The 15,798-nt window shown below is 57.0% G+C and carries 14 protein-coding genes and 2 tRNA genes; 7 read left to right on the forward strand and 9 right to left on the reverse strand.

All coding sequences use genetic code 11. The features are described 5' to 3' along the window. The first annotated feature begins 130 nt into the window (after positions 1 to 130). A complete protein-coding gene (locus tag DWY76_RS05565) occupies positions 131 to 1,912 on the forward strand; it encodes a recombinase family protein (protein ID WP_243111950.1) in 1,782 nt (593 codons plus the stop codon). Here DWY76_RS05565 and DWY76_RS05570 read toward each other — a convergent pair. Then, positions 1,860 to 2,213, reverse strand: coding sequence for a cupin domain-containing protein (locus DWY76_RS05570; RefSeq protein WP_005943480.1), 354 nt, complete (start codon positions 2,211 to 2,213; stop codon positions 1,860 to 1,862). The genes DWY76_RS05565 and DWY76_RS05570 overlap by 53 nt on opposite strands. Positions 2,214 to 2,355: 142 nt before the next feature. On the opposite strand from DWY76_RS05570, the gene DWY76_RS05575 reads away from it, so the two are divergent. Next, positions 2,356 to 2,688, forward strand: coding sequence for a helix-turn-helix domain-containing protein (locus DWY76_RS05575; protein ID WP_005943481.1), 333 nt, complete (start codon positions 2,356 to 2,358; stop codon positions 2,686 to 2,688). Positions 2,689 to 2,980: 292 nt separating this feature from the next. Here DWY76_RS05575 and DWY76_RS05580 read toward each other — a convergent pair whose 3' ends face one another. Together DWY76_RS05580 and DWY76_RS05585 are read right to left on the reverse strand one after the other, a co-directional pair. Continuing rightward, complete coding sequence (locus tag DWY76_RS05580; protein WP_120080302.1) at positions 2,981 to 4,561, reverse strand: lipase; 1,581 nt, start codon at positions 4,559 to 4,561, stop codon at positions 2,981 to 2,983. 153 nt (positions 4,562 to 4,714) lie between these two features. Beyond that, positions 4,715 to 5,596 carry a LysR family transcriptional regulator gene (locus DWY76_RS05585; RefSeq protein ID WP_005943485.1) on the reverse strand — a complete coding sequence of 294 codons (882 nt, stop codon included), beginning with the start codon at positions 5,594 to 5,596 and terminating at the stop codon, positions 4,715 to 4,717. 253 nt (positions 5,597 to 5,849) lie between these two features. Between DWY76_RS05585 and DWY76_RS05590 the strand changes: the two genes are divergently transcribed. Further along, a complete protein-coding gene (locus tag DWY76_RS05590) occupies positions 5,850 to 6,605 on the forward strand; it encodes a TraX family protein (protein WP_097774649.1) in 756 nt (251 codons plus the stop codon). Positions 6,606 to 6,652: 47 nt separating this feature from the next. Here DWY76_RS05590 and DWY76_RS05595 read toward each other — a convergent pair whose 3' ends face one another. The 3 genes from DWY76_RS05595 to DWY76_RS05605 all read right to left on the reverse strand — a co-directional run bounded on the left by DWY76_RS05595 (position 6,653) and on the right by DWY76_RS05605 (position 7,886). Beyond that, positions 6,653 to 7,582, reverse strand: coding sequence for an AEC family transporter (locus DWY76_RS05595; RefSeq protein WP_097774648.1), 930 nt, complete (start codon positions 7,580 to 7,582; stop codon positions 6,653 to 6,655). Between the two features lie 88 nt (positions 7,583 to 7,670). Then, a tRNA-Ser gene (locus DWY76_RS05600) sits at positions 7,671 to 7,764 on the reverse strand. Positions 7,765 to 7,798: 34 nt separating this feature from the next. Beyond that, positions 7,799 to 7,886 (reverse strand) — tRNA-Ser (locus DWY76_RS05605). Between the two features lie 221 nt (positions 7,887 to 8,107). On the opposite strand from DWY76_RS05605, the gene DWY76_RS05610 reads away from it, so the two are divergent. The 4 genes from DWY76_RS05610 (at position 8,108) to DWY76_RS05625 (ending at position 11,717) form a co-directional block, all read left to right on the forward strand. Beyond that, on the forward strand, positions 8,108 to 8,740 hold the full coding sequence (locus tag DWY76_RS05610; RefSeq protein ID WP_005943491.1) for an XRE family transcriptional regulator: 633 nt from the start codon (positions 8,108 to 8,110) through the stop codon (positions 8,738 to 8,740). 231 nt (positions 8,741 to 8,971) lie between these two features. Further along, entirely contained in the window at positions 8,972 to 10,330 is a 1,359-nt protein-coding gene (locus tag DWY76_RS05615) for a putative DNA modification/repair radical SAM protein (protein WP_120080304.1), read from the forward strand. Next, a complete protein-coding gene (locus DWY76_RS05620) occupies positions 10,309 to 11,112 on the forward strand; it encodes a TIGR03915 family putative DNA repair protein (RefSeq protein ID WP_120080306.1) in 804 nt (267 codons plus the stop codon). The genes DWY76_RS05615 and DWY76_RS05620 overlap by 22 nt, the downstream gene beginning before the upstream one ends. A gap of 128 nt (positions 11,113 to 11,240) precedes the next feature. Further along, on the forward strand, positions 11,241 to 11,717 hold the full coding sequence (locus DWY76_RS05625) for a peptidylprolyl isomerase (RefSeq protein ID WP_005943496.1): 477 nt from the start codon (positions 11,241 to 11,243) through the stop codon (positions 11,715 to 11,717). A gap of 62 nt (positions 11,718 to 11,779) precedes the next feature. On the opposite strand, the gene DWY76_RS05630 is transcribed toward DWY76_RS05625, so the two are convergent. The 3 genes from DWY76_RS05630 to DWY76_RS05640 form a co-directional block, all read right to left on the reverse strand. Continuing rightward, the gene (locus tag DWY76_RS05630) at positions 11,780 to 13,186 is read right to left on the reverse strand and encodes an FAD-dependent protein (protein WP_005943497.1); all 1,407 of its coding nucleotides are present in this window, start codon (positions 13,184 to 13,186) and stop codon (positions 11,780 to 11,782) included. A 186-nt stretch (positions 13,187 to 13,372) separates the two neighbouring features. Beyond that, the gene (locus DWY76_RS05635) at positions 13,373 to 14,077 is read right to left on the reverse strand and encodes a DUF308 domain-containing protein (protein WP_097774646.1); all 705 of its coding nucleotides are present in this window, start codon (positions 14,075 to 14,077) and stop codon (positions 13,373 to 13,375) included. 45 nt (positions 14,078 to 14,122) lie between these two features. Further along, positions 14,123 to 15,466 carry an MATE family efflux transporter gene (locus tag DWY76_RS05640; RefSeq protein WP_165852576.1) on the reverse strand — a complete coding sequence of 448 codons (1,344 nt, stop codon included), beginning with the start codon at positions 15,464 to 15,466 and terminating at the stop codon, positions 14,123 to 14,125. Between the last annotated feature and the right edge of the window lie 332 nt (positions 15,467 to 15,798).

Genomic DNA, 15,798 nt, shown 5'->3' on the forward strand with positions numbered 1-15,798 from the left:
ATTCTTGCTCTCACCTTTTTCGCTGCGTTTCGCAATTTTCACATTTCAATCTGTTCGCAGATTGTTGACAAGCTGCGCTTGCCCCGATACTATAAAGGCAACCCGAACACGCTGCCAAGGAGGTGCAACTATGACCGCCGTGATTTACGCCCGCTATTCATCCGACAGCCAGAGAGAAGCGTCCATTGAAGGACAGCTGCGCGACTGCAAGGACTACGCCGAGAAGAACGGTATCACCGTGGTCGGCACCTACATCGACCGTGCCTACTCTGCCAAAACGGATGACCGCCCGGACTTCCAGCGGATGATTAAGGACAGCGCAAAGAAAATCTTCGATGTGGTTCTGGTCTGGAAACTCGACCGCTTTGCCCGGAATCGGTTCGATGCCGTGAACTACAAGTACCAGCTGGAAAAGAACGGTGTCCATCTGGTGTCCGCTATGGAACCCATTTCGCAGGGGCCTGAAGGCATTATGGTGGAGAGTATGCTGATTGGCATGGCGGAATACTATTCCGCCGAACTTGCCATGAAAGTAGCGCGCGGTGAGCGCGAAAACGCTCTCCAGTGCAAGTACAACGGCGGTGTGGTGCCGCTGGGCTTCACCATTGGCAAGGAGGACAGGCTGTACCATATCGACCCGGAGACGGCTCCCATCGTGCAGGAGATCTTCACCCGGTACGCCGACGGCGAACCGGCTGAGAAGATTGCAGCATCCCTGAATGAGCGCGGCCTGCGTACCCGCACCGGGAAGCCGTTCGTAAAGAACAGCTTCTTCCAGATCTTCCGCAACCGCCGTTACATCGGTGAATACCGCTATAAGGACATCGTGACACCGGGTGGCATTCCCGCCATCGTGGACGAGGACTTGTTCAACCGGGTGCAGCAGCGCTTCGAGCAGAACAAGATCGCCCACGGTCGCCCTGCAAAAGAGGATGTGAGCTATCTGCTGACCACCAAGCTGTTCTGCGGCAAGTGCGGTACGCTCATGGGCGGCGAAAGCGGCACAAGCCACATGGGAAACACCTACTATTACTACAAGTGCGGCAAAGCCAAACGCCACGGCAAGGCGCACTGCGATCTGAAAGCCATCCGCAAAGAGCCGTTGGAACGGTTCGTGGTGGAGACTGCCATCAAGGTGATTTTCAGCGATGAAATCATCGAACGGCTGATAGATTTGATTATGGAAGCCCAGCAGCAGGAGAACACCCGCCTGCCCGTTCTGAAAGACCAACTCCGGGATACAGAGAAGCGGCTGGCAAATCTTCTGGAAGCCATTGAACAGGGTATCCTAACCCCGACCACCAAGCAGCGGCTGGACGAACTGGAAGCCCGGAAAGAAGCTCTGAACACCAGCATTCTGGAAGAAGAACTGAAAAAACCAGTTCTGACCCGCGAATGGATGCGGTTCTGGTTTGAAAAATTCCGCAAGGGTGACATGAGAGACATGGAGCACCAGCGGCAGATCATTGATACCTTTGTCAACTCGGTCTACGTCTTTGACGACCGGGTCGTGCTCAATTTCAACTTCACAGACGATGCCAAGACGGTCACCCGTGAGGAAGTGTTGGGTTCGAGTGCTGTGGACAATGCTCCACCACAAAAATCCTCAGACTTTCGTCTGAGGATTTTTTGTTTGGTGGCGGTACAGGACTCGAACAGGGCGGCTCTGACGACGCCAGTCGGCAGAGTAAGCAATCAGCCCAGTGGGCTGTTGCTTAGCCCGCGGTTCCCAACGCGTAGGAATGTCTACCGGGATGACTGCCGTTTTGTGGTGGACGGTACAGGACGAGAACCGGAACGAGCAAAGGCAGGGTATCACCATGACGGTGGTATCCTGCCTTTTGCTTTGATATGTTTTATCAGTAGATCACAGCATCCGTTGCAGTATAGCCTTCGAGAGAATTCTCCTTGACCTGAATACAAATATAAGTGATCTCAGAATTGCTTGCAGCAAAGAACTGGCGCTTTGCCATGGGAGAAATCTTCAGCCAGTCGCCTACTGCAAGGCTGATTTCTTCGCCATCGATAACGACCTTGCCTTTGCCGGAAAGAACACCGTAGATTTCCTCATTTGCCTTGTGGGAGTGAACAAATGGAACATTTGCTCCCGCAGGAAGCGTATTCAGGCTGATCTCCGCACCAGTCAGGGCGAGCTTTTCATGAAGCTCCGTCCGATTTTCTTTTCCAACTGTCATTTTTGTGTAGCTTGCCATTGTAAGCACCTCCAATTTGATTCGCAATCTTTCATTGCCTGAGCTAAGTATAGAAGCCCACACATTCAAAAACAAGTACGCACCTTTTTGTAACTGTACACTCAAAAATGAATGTGCTATACTATACACAGAGGTGACTGATATGCGTACAAAAGAAGAACTGCCGGAATGTCCGGTTGCAACAGCAGTATCCCTGATTGGCGGAAAATGGAAACTCTTGCTTCTGCGCAATCTGAAAGAGCGTCCATGGAGATTCAATGAGTTGCAAAGAAGCATCGACGGGATCTCGCAGAAAGTTTTGACCGAGAGCTTAAGACAGATGATTGATGATGGACTTGCCTACCGCCGTGATTATCACGAGAATCCTCCCAAAGTAGAATATGGGTTGACCGATCTCGGAACGGAAATGTTACCAATTGTCAATGCACTTGCAGACTTTGGCAATTACTATAAATCAGTCGTTGATCGGTCATGATCGATATTATGAAGCAGGGTTTGGGGCTCCGCACGCCCCAACAAGAGCGCTTTGGAAACTCGCAAGAGTTGAAGAGTTTTGGTGGGCGGTACAGGACTCGAACAGCACGGCACCGCCGCAGGCGGGGCAGCAGAACGGTCTTGCGTTAGCAAATAGCACAAAACCCGGAATCTTTTCGGGGCCAAAATGGCTCAAAAAGGGTTCCGGGTTTCTGATTTTGCGCTATTCCTTTGTGCAAGCTGCTATCGCATTTTTATTTTGCAACAGCCCCTCTTTTTTATTTCCGGAGATTTTATTTTCGGGTATAGGCTTCCATGCCGTGCTCGGCGGGGTCGTAATATTCCATCAGGGTGATGTAGTTTTCCGGGTAGTGGCAGAATGCCGCACGCAGAACGCTGTCTGCCGGGCTGTTCACGCTCATCAGGCTGAGGATGTAGTACACCAGCATCCGCAGCACATCGCTCTCCACCTCGTAGCACAGACCCACCGCCAGCACCGGCACCACCACCTGCTGCGCCCGCAGCGGCACGATGGCCCCCACCTGCTCCAGAATGGGTCTGCTCATGGCCGAAGCCGTCATCACGCAGCGCAGCACCTTCGTCCACGACATTTTACGGATGTTCTCCATGCTGCGCAGCCGTTCCATCACAGCTTCATCGTCCAGGATCACGCCCTCGGCTGCCTCTTTCTCCGAGAGGGTAAAGGCACACTGCAGCATATCCATAAAGGCAGCTTCATATTTTTCGTGGTAATTTGCGGCGCTTTTGCAGAACGCCAGAGCCGCCGCGATCACCGAATCCACATCTTCCTTTGTGGCCAGCTGGTCGAACCGCAGCGGCACGCCGCCCATCCGGCTCTCGATGATGCTCAGATCATCCAGCTCGTTCTGGTACGCCGTGGAGGGCAGAAAGCGGTCGTTTCCGTTGCGGTGGTAGCCCCACTCTTCCGGCATCACACGGGCCACGATATCGCCGCTGGAAATGATGTTGAAGATATTGCTTACATCCCAATCCGTTTTCAGTCCGCCGTCTGCCGTGTGGTCGTTGTCGTAGTCCGCCTGCAGATCCGGGCGGTCTGCTGCCGTCAGTGCCGCCGGTGCGGCAAAGGTGTAAACAAAGGTATTTTCCTGCGCGATCTGCGGCAGCTGCTGCCGGATGCGCGCCGCCGTCAGGTTTGCCACAGCCGCGCCGCGGCTGTAGCCGCCCAGCCAGAGCTTGATGGTGCCCAGCGTTCCCGCTGCAGCCTCGGCTTTTTTCAGGTAGTCCTGCAGATCCTCAAAAAAATGCTCTGCTGCTGTCACAAAGCCATAGTGCCCGCCGCCTTCGCCCACATGCAGGTTGCTGGCCCACTCGGCGCCATAGCCGACACCGCGCAGCATGGCTGCAATAATGGTGGTGCGCTGGCCATCCTGTACCAGTGTTTTCTGCGCAAAAGCACAGCCCGCGGTATCCACCGGGGTGTTCAGGCTGCACTGGTAGCCCGCATAGACCGCATTGGCAAAGCCAAGCTTCTGGTAGGCATCCGCAATGCTGTCCTCACGGCCCGCTTCACCCTCCACCCAGTAAAGCGCATCGCTCTGGTAGGTGTTGCCGCTTGCCGCCACAAGGCCCAGCGTTGCCAGTGCCAGCTTGTGGCTGTACTGCAGCGCCGTGTTCTCAAAAAAGGCATCTGTATAATAAAAATCGTGGGAGAGATCTGTTTCGCTGTGGTCGCTGCGGAAGGCAAAGGAGTAGTAATCCTCCGGCACCGCACTGCCCACCACAGCCTGTGCGTCCTGCGGCAGCAAAGCCTCTGCCGCCGCGTGCGGGGCCAGCACGCCTGCCACGGCAGCTGCTGCCGCCTTGCAAAAGGCACGTCGTTTTATGGTCTTCATCTTTCTGCTCCAATCAAGGCTTCTGCATAAAACCAGCCTGTTTTTCTAAGTATAGCGGATTTTGCACGCTGATACAATCGCTCTTTCTTAATAAAAAAACAGTCCATGCTCCACACACAGACTGTTTTATGGTATAGTATAAAGGTGTCCGGCTCATCTCAGCTCGATCTGCCTGCAGTAGTCCACGATGTGGTGGAACATCTGTTCCACTGCCGGGGCCATTGCGGCGGGGCGCTGCACAGCCAGGCCCACCACACGGTCTTCCTCTGGCTCGATGGGATAGATCTTGATCGCAGCCTTGCAGTCGCGCAGCAGCATCTGCGGCATGATGGAAATGCCCAGACCTGCTTCCACCATGGCGATGTTGGACTGGTCGTCGATGACATGGCAGCGGCGCTCGGTGCCGATCTTATATTTTTTCAGGAACTGGCGCATCTCAGCATCGGTGGCATCGCACTGCACAACGAAGCTTTGGCCGTTCATCAGGGCGGGAGTCATCACGCCGTTTTCCGGTTCGGGCCAGTCCTGCGGCACGATGCACAGCAGCGGCTCGCGGAACAGCTCGGTGAGGTTGAACTCTTCACGGCAGGTGGAGGAAAGGAACGCGATATCCACCTGACCGGTTCGCAGCCATTCCTTCACATCGTCGTAGGTGCCCTGATACACCTCGATCTCGATCTGCGGGTAGTGGGTCATAAAGCTTTTGAGCAGGCCCGGCAGCAGCGAAGCACACACCGAGTTGAATACGCCCAGCTTCACCTTGCCCTTTTCCAGGCCGTTCAGGCGGGCGATGCTCTGCTTGAGGGCCTCGTCGCTGTTGAGCACATCGCGAATAGAGGGGTACAGGGATGCGCCGTAGCTGGTCATGGATACGCCGTTTTTGCCGCGGTTGAACAGAGCAAAGCCCAGCTCCTCCTCCATTACGGCAATGGCGTGACTGATGGCCGATGGGGTCAGGTGCAGCTGCTGTGCCGCCTTGTTGAAGCTGCCCTGCCGGGCCACGGCATCAAAAATCTCGTAGGAAAAAAGCGTCATGCCCAAAGCCTCCTTCCGTTTTTACTGGTTCGGAGACGCCCGATTCTCTGTGAATCTTTTTCATCTTTCATTTGAGATAGTTCAATTATCTTCTTGATTGTACTATCCCGCGCCTTTTCTGTCAAGCATTTTTGCCCGATTTATGCGCCTTTCCGGCGTATTTTGTCAAAGATGACGCAGGAGCCTGCCAGCCTGCGCCGTATCATTAAAAAAAGCACAAAAAGTAGATTTTTTATCAAGTGAGGGATTCCTTATGACCGAGACTGCCAAAGCCCCTGTCCGCTGTGGACTCAGCGGCACAGCGCTCAAATACATCGCCTGCATCACCATGCTCATTGATCACATCGGCGCTTCCTGCATCGAAGCCGGTATCCTGCTGCCGGCCCTCGCCGCCGGTGCTGCCAGCTGCGGTGGCATCCCGGTCAGCACCCTGCTGGCGGCAGACCGTGTGCTGCGGTATATCGGGCGGCTGGCCTTTCCCATCTTCTGCTTTCTGGCCGTGGAGGGCTTTCTGCACACCCACGATGTAAAAAAATACGTCCGGCGGCTTCTGCTGTTCGGCCTTCTGAGCGAGGTGCCTTTTGACCTTGCCTTTTTCCGCACACCGTTCGCCCCGCAGCACCAGAACGTCTACTGGACGCTGGCGCTGGGCGTGCTGGCTATGGCAGGGCTCAAGCGCTTTGAAAAGGAAAACGGCCTGCCCGGCTGGCAGGGGCTTGTGTGGGCGGGCGGCTGCGCCGCGCTGGCGCTGGCTGCCAACACCGACTACCACGCCATCGGCGTGCTCATCATCTGCACCCTGTACCTGACCCGCGCAGACCGCAAGCGGCAGTGCCTTGCAGGTGCGCTGCTGTTTTTGTTCGAGCTGACCGCGCCGCTGGCCTTTGTGCTGGTCTGGTTCTACAACGGGCAGCGCGGCGCGTGCAGTCCGCTGCAAAAAAAGGCCTTTTACTGGTTCTACCCGGTGCACCTGCTGGTTCTAGCAGGTATCACGAACCTTATGCTATAACAGCAAAAAGCCCGCCGTCCAAAGACAGCGGGCTTTTTTACAGCTTCTCACATCGGGAACATAACGCCCGTTAGCAGCAGCATGGCAGGCACCGTGACCAGCATACACACGGTGGAGTGGGCCACCGCCTGACTGGCAAGGGTCGCCTCGGTGCCGGTCTGTTTGGCCAGCACAGCGGCAAGGCTGCCGGCCGGGCAGCAGGCGATGATGGACAGGCCGGTGCGCAGCACATTGTCCAGCGGCAGCAGCCACAGCAGCAGCATGAACAGCAGCGGGAACAGGATGCCGCGCAGCAGGGTGACCCGGTACAGGAAACCGGTGTGCAGCAGCGCACGGATGTCGCTGTCTGCCAGCAGCACACCTACGATCATGAGCGCCAGCGGGGTGGTGCAGCCGCCCACCGCACTGCAGAACTGCTGCACCGGTGCGGGCAGCCGCCAGCCGGTGGCCAGCAGCACCAGCATAGCCACCGTGGCAATGTTGGTGGGGGTGATGAAGGTCTTGAGCCGGATCTTCTCGCCAGGGCGGAACAGGCACACCACATAGGTAAAGAACCATACATTATAAGAGGCCATGGCCATGCCCGCAAACACAGTGCCGCGCGCGGTGCCCAGCAGGGCGCTGCACAGCGGCAGGCCGATGAAGCCGCAGTTGGGCATAGCCGCCGTGCCCACCAGCACCGCATACTTACCCGGCGTGTCGTGGTGCAGCCAGCTGCTCAACCGGCACAGGCCGGTGGTCACCACAAACAGTGCCAGCAGCAGCACGAACAGCACCCCTGCCTGAGTGAGCAGCTCCGGCTCACCATCCACGGCTGCACCAGCCAGCATGGTACAGGGCAGCAGAAGCTTCATGATAAAATCCGACAAAAACTTGCTGTCACGATCCTTGATGATGCCGCTGCGTGCACCTACATAGCCCAGCAGCACCTCCAGAAAGATCACCGTGATCTGACCCGCCAAAACGCCAAACGCCATTGGTTCCTCCTTTTTTGTTCCGCAAGCCGCATTTTTCCTTTACAAAGGAAAAAGCCCATTGATTTCAACGAATCAACGAGCTTTTTCTTGGCGGAGTAGGAGGGATTTGAACCCTCGCGCCGTTGTTTAGACGACCTACGCCCTTAGCAGGGGCGCCTCTTCGACCTCTTGAGTACTACTCCAGAGCAAAGTGTGTTACACTTATTCAATAAAAAATGGCGGAGAGAGTGGGATTCGAACCCACGGTACGTTGCCGTACGGCAGTTTTCAAGACTGCTTCCTTAAACCACTCGGACATCTCTCCTTGTGGACATCCGCCTTACGCCGTGTCGAATGCCTATTTAATTTACCAGATTTGCACGCCGGTGTCAAGCCTTTGGGGCAATTTTTTTCTTTCAGCCCTTAAAAACAAAATTTACCACAACCTTTTTGGGTCTTGGCCTGTTTCAGGTCTTTACAAGTACACCTTTTTGTTGTATAATAAACACAAGAAAATTTCCTCGCGGTGTAAAGGAGAAATATACCATGTCGTTTTCAGAACTTTTGAAGCAGTGCCGCAAAAAGCAGGGCATCAGCCAGGCTGAGCTGGCTTCCAAACTGGGCGTGACACAGCAGGCTGTCGGCAAATGGGAAAGCGGCAAGTCCTCTCCCGATCCGTCTACCGTGGCCCGCATTGCCGAGCTTTTGAACACCACAGCAGATTATCTGCTGGGCCTGTACCGCCCGGTAAGCAATGTTTCCGCCCCGGAAGAGCGGTTCTTTGGCAGCTATTCTGAAAGCCTGATCCCGGTGATCGGCACGGTAAAGGCCGGTTACGGTGCCCTCGCCTTTGAGGAGGACTACGGTCAGGAGTATGCCCGTGTGAAGGACCCCTCCAACTATTTTTATCTGGTGGTGCGCGGCGACAGCATGGAGCCCCGCATTCAGGACGGCGACCTTGCCCTTGTGCACAAGCAGGACACACTGGAAAACGGCGACCTTGGCGTGCTGATCTACGGCGATGAGGGCGAGGGCACCCTGAAGCGCTATATCCAGCGCGGCAACTGCGTGGTGCTGCAGCCCTTCAACCCGGCCTACAGCGAAATGGTCATCAAGGGCGAGGACCTGAACCATCTGCACATCGCCGGCCGCGTGGTGGAAACCAAGGCAAAATGGTAATAACTCCTTCCGTCTGCTCACGCTGTTCGCAGCCGCCTTCCTCATGGAGGGAGGCCTTGGCAAAACCGGAAACTTTCCCGTACTGCCAAAGGCTCCTCCTTTGGGAGAGCTGTCGAACAAAGTGAGACTGAGAGGGCGAGGACGCTAACCGTGAAACCATAAAAGCCATCTGCAATTTTGCGCATGGCTTTATTTTTTGACCCTTTTTCCCACTTTGGAGGTGTATTCTGCATGGAACAGACCCTGATGGACAAGCTTACCATTCTGGCCGACAGCGCCAAATATGATGTTGCCTGCACCTCCAGTGGCGCATCCCGCACCGCGCGGGCAGGCATTCTTGGCAGCTGCTATGCACCGGGCTGCTGCCACGCCTTTACCGCTGATGGCCGCTGTGTAAGCCTTTTAAAGGTGCTCATGACCAACTGCTGTGCCTTCGACTGCAGCTATTGCGTCAACCGCAAGTCCAACGATATCCCCCGTGCCACCTTCACGCCCCGGGAATTGGCTGAGCTGACTGTGGAGTTTTACCGCCGCAACTACATTGAAGGGTTGTTCCTTTCCAGCGCGGTGCTGGGCACGCCGGACTACACCACCGAACGGATGCTGGCCGCCCTGCGGCTGCTGCGGGGCGAATACCGCTTTGGGGGCTACATCCACGCCAAGGCCATCCCCGGCACCAGCCCGGAACTGCTGCAGCAGCTGGGATATCTGGCCGACCGCCTGAGCGTGAATGTGGAGCTGCCCAGTGAGCAGAGCCTGAACCTGCTGGCCCCGGACAAAGGGCGGCACTCCATTTTCCGGCCCATGAAGCAGATCGCAGTTTCCGGCGCGCAGAGCAAACAGGAGCTGACCGTCTACCGCCATGCGCCAAAGTTCGCACCCGCCGGGCAGAGCACCCAGATGATCGTAGGCGCTTCGCCGGAGACAGACTACCACATTTTAAAGCTCACTGAGGGCATGTACCGGAAGTACAGTCTGAAACGGGTGTTCTACTCCGCCTACATCCCGGTAGCCGAGGACACCCGCCTGCCTGCGCTGGACACCAAACCCCCGCTTTTGCGGGAGCACCGGCTGTATCAGGCTGACTGGCTGCTGCGGTTTTACCAGTTCAAGGCAGACGAAATTCTGGATGAAGCCAACCAGAGCTTCAACCCCTACCTCGACCCAAAATGCAACTGGGCCGTGCAGCACTACGGGCTTTTTCCGGTAGATGTGAACCGCGCGCCCTTTGAAATGTTGCTGCGTGTGCCGGGCATCGGCCCCAAAAGTGCCCGGCGCATCTGGCACGCGCGCAAGCTTTCCAGCCTTGGGTTGGACGAGTTGAAGCGCATGGGCGTGGTGCTCAAGCGGGCACAGTATTTCATCACCTGCAAGGGTTTTGCGGGTGCGCACCCGGGCCGTGGCACCGCCGGGCGGGAGCGCATCACGCAGGCGCTCATCGACCCCAACGTGTTCGGCGGCAGCTGCGAACAGCTCAGTCTGTTCACGCCGCCTGCGGTGGACGATCTGATCACGCAGGGCGTGGCACCGCGCGCAGCCATGCGCATGGTGCGGGAGGAGGCGGTGCAATGTCTGGCGAAGGCGCTGTAAATGTTCAAGTTCAGAAAGCCCGCAGGCTCCACGATGCGGATGTGGTGTACCTCTACGACAGCAGCTTTGAAGGCTTTCTGTGCTGCGTGTTCGAGAGCTTTGCCCAGCACGAGATCCCCTTTGCGGTGTGGACACCCCAGCGGGAAACTTCCACCCTGTACCCGGTCAAGGACATCCCCACCGACCACGCCAAGGCTCAGCGGGTGTTTGCCAGCTTTGGCAGAAAGCTTGGCCCCGAGACAGAGTACCTCGTCAGCCGGGATTTCCTCTCCGGGCGGGAGGACAAAGAGCTGCTGCTCATCCGCTTTCTGCATCTGGCCTTCGCCCTCGGCCCCGGCACCGTGAAGCGCACCGGCCACCCGGACGTGGCCCCGCTGTATGAGATGAAGAAAAGCCTTGACTGGGAAGTGGACAAGTTTCAGGGCTTTGTGCGGTTTGAGGAGCACGACGGGATGCTGGGCGCCGTCATCCACCCCAAAAACTACATCCTGCCGCTGCTGCGGCCCCACTTTTGCGGGCGCTTCCCGGAAGAGAACTTTATGATCTACGATGCGGTGCATCAGGCTGTGCTGCTGCAGGAGGACCACAAGGCCCGGCTGCTGGAGCTGGCTGCACCGCTGGAGCTGCCGCCGCCCAGCGAGCGGGAGCAGCAGTTTCAGGCATTGTGGAAGCAGTTCTACCAGACGCTGGAGATCAAGGCCCACCACAACGAAAAATGCCGCATGACCCACTGCCCCAAGCGCTTTTGGGCCGATATGGTGGAGATGAAAGATGAATTTTAACAAAAACGTTGCATCTGCGCCGTTGCAACCCCCAAAACCTATGGTATACTATAAGAGATATCCGGCAGGCCTTCTGCCGAACACTCCCGCACTGCTGCGGGGCAACACAAAAGGAGTATTGTAGCGTTATGGTTCGCATTACTATGGAAGACGGCGGCATCATCGATATCGAGCTGAACGAAGAAGCCGCTCCTATCACCTGTGAGAATTTCAAGAAGCTGGTCAGCGAGGGCTTTTACAACGGCCTGACCTTCCACCGCGTGATCCCCGGCTTTATGATCCAGGGCGGCTGCCCGCTGGGCAACGGCACCGGCGGCCCCGGCTGGAACATCAAGGGCGAGTTTGCTGCAAACGGCGTGAACAATCCGCTCAAGCACACCCGCGGCGTGATCAGCATGGCACGCGCCATGAACCCCAACAGCGCCGGCAGCCAGTTCTTCATCATGCATCAGGATGCACCTCATCTGGACGGCCAGTACGCTGCCTTTGGCAAGGTGGTTGCAGGCATGGATGTTGTGGATAAGATCGCAGCTGTCCGCACCGACTGGAACGATAAGCCCACCACCCCGGTCAAGATGAAGACTGTGGAGCTCATTGAGGGCTGAATTTCAAACCTAAAAAAATCCCGACACCTTGCGGTGCCGGGATTTTTTGTTGATGCTTGTTTTTAGCAGCCTTCCTTTTCGGCCAGCTTGCGGCCCATGAGCACGCCCATGACCGAAGCCATCATCAGGCCGCGGGTCCAGCCGGAGGAGTCGCCCAGACAGTGTAGGCCCTTGATGTTGGTGTCAAGGTTCTCATCCATCTTCACCTTGTTGGAGTAGAACTTCAGCTCCGGGCTGTACAGCAGGGTCTCGTTGGCGGCAAAGCCGGGCACCACCATATCCAGCATCTTGATGAACTCAATGATGTTGGTCATGGCGCGGTAGGGCATGGCGGCGGTAATGTCGCCTGCCACGGCATCCTTCAGGGTGGGCTTCACGTTGGACTGGGCCAGCTCCTTCTGCCAGGTGCGCTTGCCGTCCAGGATATCGCCGTAGCGCTGCACCATGATGTGGCCTGCGCCCAGCATGTTGGTCAGCTCGCCCACCTTCTGTGCGTAGGCGATGGGCTGGTTGAACGGCTCGGTAAAGTTGTGGGAGACCAGAATCGCAAGGTTGGTGTTCTCGCTCTTTTTCTCCTTGAAGCTGTGGCCATTGACCACGGCAAGGTCGTTGTCGTAGTTTTCCTGCGCCACAAAGCCGCCGGGGTTCTGGCAGAAGGTGCGCACCTTGTTCTTCCAGGGCTTGGGGTAGCCGATAAGCTTGGACTCATACAGCACCTTGTTCACCTTTTCCATGACCTCGTTGCGGCACTCCACGCGCACACCGATGTCCACGGTGCCGGGCTTATGGGCAATATGATGCTCGGCGCAGATCTTTTCCAGCCAGTCCGCACCGCGGCGGCCGGTGCCAATGACCACGGTATCCGCATACACAGGCCGGACCTGATCGCCGTCCTTCAGCAGCACGCCCTTGCACTCCTCGTTCTCAAGGATGATGTTCTCGCACTCGGTATTGAACAGCATCTCCACGCCGTTGTCGGCCAGATAGTTCTGGATGGCAAGGTACAGCTGCTGCGCCTTCTCTGTGCCCAGATGGCGGATCGGGCAGTCCACCAGCTTCAGGCCGGCATGGATGGCGTTCTTGCGGATCTCCTTGATCTCCTCGCCGGTGTAGATGCCCTCCACATGGGGGTCTGCGCCGAACTCAAGATAGATCTTGTCGGTGTAGTCGATAAGCTCCTGTGCAAACTCCTCTCCGATCAGGGCGGGCAGGTCGCCGCCCACCTCATAGGAGAGGCTCAGCTTGCCATCCGAGAAGGCACCTGCACCGGAAAAGCCGGTGGTGATGGCGCAGGTGGGGCGGCAGTTGACGCAGTGGCCCACTTCGGCTTTGGGGCAGTGGCGCTTTTCCACGGGCTTGCCCTTTTCCACCAGCAGCATCTTCTTTTTGCTGCCGTGGCGCAGCAGCTCCACAGCGGTAAAAATGCCAGCCGGGCCGGCACCGACAATGATCAGATCATACTTTTCCATTTCTCTTTTATCCTTTGCTGTTTTGATTGCGAACTCCTTCCGTCAAACCCTTCGGGTTTGCCAGCTCCCTCATTGAGGGAGCCTTTGGCATTCCGGCAAACTTCCGCGGAAACGGAAAAGTCTCCGGTTTGGCCAGAGGCCCCATCCCAGAGGGGGCTGTCTGCGAAGCAGACTGGAGGAGTTTCCTTATTTCTCGTTCTCCTGTTCCACAGTGGCGCTCTCGTCCACCTCATCCAGCTCCACAGCGCTGGCCTCGGCATCGGTGCGGGTCACATCCGGGGCGACCACGCCGTCGCCGTTCAGGTCTTCACCGGTCAGGGACTCCAGCATGGACTGAGTCTCCGGGTGCAGCTTGGCAAAACGGCGCACGGCCAGCACCGTGTACAGGGCGCTGAGCAGGTTGATGGAACCTTCCACGATCAGGATGATGCCAATGGCCATGACCAGTGTTTCCATGGTGCCGAAGGGGTTCAGGATCATGATAACGCCCAGCACCACGCTGAGCACCGGCAGCAGCAGAAAGCTCTTCCAGCTGGAATAGCCGCAGCGGCGCAGATCCAGTGCGTTCTGCACACGACTGATGCTGTCAAAGATCACGAACAGGCCGAACACGATGGGCAGGATACTCACCACGATGTCGCTGCGCAGGATCAGGAACGCACCCAATGCCAGACAGATGATACCGGAGATCAGGGTGAGCTGGCTCTGGAACACACCGCGTTCCACCACAAAATAGCGGATGAGCTGCACCGCCGCGCAGGCCAGCACCACAGCGCCCAGCGCATAGCACACGATGTTCAGGGCCGTGGTGGGCTTCATGAGCAGAAAAACGCCCAGACCCAGATACAGCGCACTCATGAGCACCAGATTCCATTTGAGCTTTTTTACCATAGAGATCACGTTCCTTTCCTTTGCAGGGACAGTTTTTCACGCCCCTCATTCGGCAGGGGAATACATGGGGGCAATGATGTTTTTGTTGATGCGGGCGTAGAAGCCAAGGCTCAGCAGGACACTGACGATCTCAGCGATGAGGAAGGCCCACCAGACATTGTTGACATTGCCGGTCTGTGCCAGCAGCCATGCGGCCGGCAGCAGCACGAACAGCTGACGGCAGACCGAAACGATCAGGCTGAACACACCGTTGCCCAGTGCCTGAAACACCGAGCTGAGCACGATGCTGGCACCCGCCAGCAGGAAATGCAGGCAGATGATGCGCATGGCCGGGATGCCAATGGCCAGCATGGCATCACTGGCCGCAAAGATGCCCAGCACCTTATCCGGCGCGAACTGGAAGATGCAGAAACCAATGAGCATGATGCACTCGGCATAGCAGACTGCCAGCTTGATGGTTTTTTTCACGCGGTCCGGTCTGCGGGCACCGTAGTTGTAGCTGATGATGGGCACCATGCCGTTATTCAAGCCAAAGATGGGCATGAACACGAAGCTCTGCAGCTTGAAGTACACACCGAACACCGCCACCGCCGTGGCCGAGAAGCTCATGAGGATCAGGTTCATGCCAAAGGTCATCAGGCTGCCCACGCACTGCATGGCAATGCTGGGCAGGCCCACCGTGTAGATGCGGCCAATGGCCTCTGCACTGGGGCGGAAGCCCTTGAAGCTGATCTGGATATCTGGGTTCCTGTTCAGGTTGAAGAACAGGGTCATGCCTGCGCCGCAGAACTGGCCGATGACCGTTGCCACAGCTGCGCCGGTGGTACCACTGAGGGCCTCACCGCAGTAGCCAAAGATGAAGATGGGGTCCAGAATGATGTTCACCACTGCACCCACCAGCTGGCTGATCATGCTCAGCTGGGTGCGGCCGGTCGCGGCCAGCAGCTTTTCGCCCATGGTCTGGGTGAAAAGGCCCAGACTGAAGATGCAGCACACCGAAAGATACTGGATGCCCTGCTGCGCAATAGCCGCATCACTGGTCTGTGCATAGAAATAGGGCTTCATGCAGGTAAGGCCAATGACGAGGAACACCACGAAGCTGCACAGCGAAAGAAAGATGCCGTTTTTCGCCGTGGCATTGGCACGGCTCTGGTTCTTTTCGCCCAGACTTTTGGACAGCATGGCGTTCACGCCTACGCCGGTGCCCACGCCCACAGCGATCATCACATTCTGCAGCGAGAAGGCGAGGGACACAGCGGTGAGGGCGCTTTCACTCACATGGGACACGAACACCGAGTCCACCACGTTGTAAAGCGCCTGCACCAGCATGGAGATCATCATGGGCACGCTCAGCTTGACCAGCAGAGGGTTGATCTCCATGGTGCCCATAATGTTTTCCCGCGTTTGGGCGGGAGAGGTTTGGGGTTGCTTTGTTTCCACGTTTGCTCCTTTTTACATTGGGATTCAGGTGATATGGCAAGGCCGCTGCCGAATAACTCCTTCCGTCATCGCTGCGCGATGCCACCGCTCCCCTTTTTGTCACTTGCGTGACATCTTCCCCCGGCCGGGGGAAGTCTTTCTCAATGAGGGAGGCATTGGCAAAATCAGAAACTCCATCATACTGCCAAAGGCTCCCTCTCCGAGGGAGCTGGCACGGCGGGAGCCGTGACTGAAGGAGTAAAACAGTCGCCGTTGCCCGAAACGTGGGCAGGGTGCAAAAG

This window comes from Faecalibacterium sp. AF27-11BH (assembly GCF_003603005.1).
Taxonomy (GTDB): Bacteria; Bacillota; Clostridia; order Oscillospirales; family Ruminococcaceae; genus Faecalibacterium; species Faecalibacterium taiwanense.

Coding starts and splice junctions, on each gene's coding strand:
- DWY76_RS05565 (WP_243111950.1), top strand. CDS start 131: ATGACCGCCGTGATTTACGCCCGCTATTCATCCGACAGCCAGAGAGAA.
- DWY76_RS05570 (WP_005943480.1), bottom strand. CDS start 2,213: ATGGCAAGCTACACAAAAATGACAGTTGGAAAAGAAAATCGGACGGAG.
- DWY76_RS05575 (WP_005943481.1), top strand. CDS start 2,356: ATGCGTACAAAAGAAGAACTGCCGGAATGTCCGGTTGCAACAGCAGTA.
- DWY76_RS05580 (WP_120080302.1), bottom strand. CDS start 4,561: ATGAAGACCATAAAACGACGTGCCTTTTGCAAGGCGGCAGCAGCTGCC.
- DWY76_RS05585 (WP_005943485.1), bottom strand. CDS start 5,596: ATGACGCTTTTTTCCTACGAGATTTTTGATGCCGTGGCCCGGCAGGGC.
- DWY76_RS05590 (WP_097774649.1), top strand. CDS start 5,850: ATGACCGAGACTGCCAAAGCCCCTGTCCGCTGTGGACTCAGCGGCACA.
- DWY76_RS05595 (WP_097774648.1), bottom strand. CDS start 7,582: ATGGCGTTTGGCGTTTTGGCGGGTCAGATCACGGTGATCTTTCTGGAG.
- DWY76_RS05610 (WP_005943491.1), top strand. CDS start 8,108: ATGTCGTTTTCAGAACTTTTGAAGCAGTGCCGCAAAAAGCAGGGCATC.
- DWY76_RS05615 (WP_120080304.1), top strand. CDS start 8,972: ATGGAACAGACCCTGATGGACAAGCTTACCATTCTGGCCGACAGCGCC.
- DWY76_RS05620 (WP_120080306.1), top strand. CDS start 10,309: ATGTCTGGCGAAGGCGCTGTAAATGTTCAAGTTCAGAAAGCCCGCAGG.
- DWY76_RS05625 (WP_005943496.1), top strand. CDS start 11,241: ATGGTTCGCATTACTATGGAAGACGGCGGCATCATCGATATCGAGCTG.
- DWY76_RS05630 (WP_005943497.1), bottom strand. CDS start 13,186: ATGGAAAAGTATGATCTGATCATTGTCGGTGCCGGCCCGGCTGGCATT.
- DWY76_RS05635 (WP_097774646.1), bottom strand. CDS start 14,077: ATGGTAAAAAAGCTCAAATGGAATCTGGTGCTCATGAGTGCGCTGTAT.
- DWY76_RS05640 (WP_165852576.1), bottom strand. CDS start 15,466: ATGGGCACCATGGAGATCAACCCTCTGCTGGTCAAGCTGAGCGTGCCC.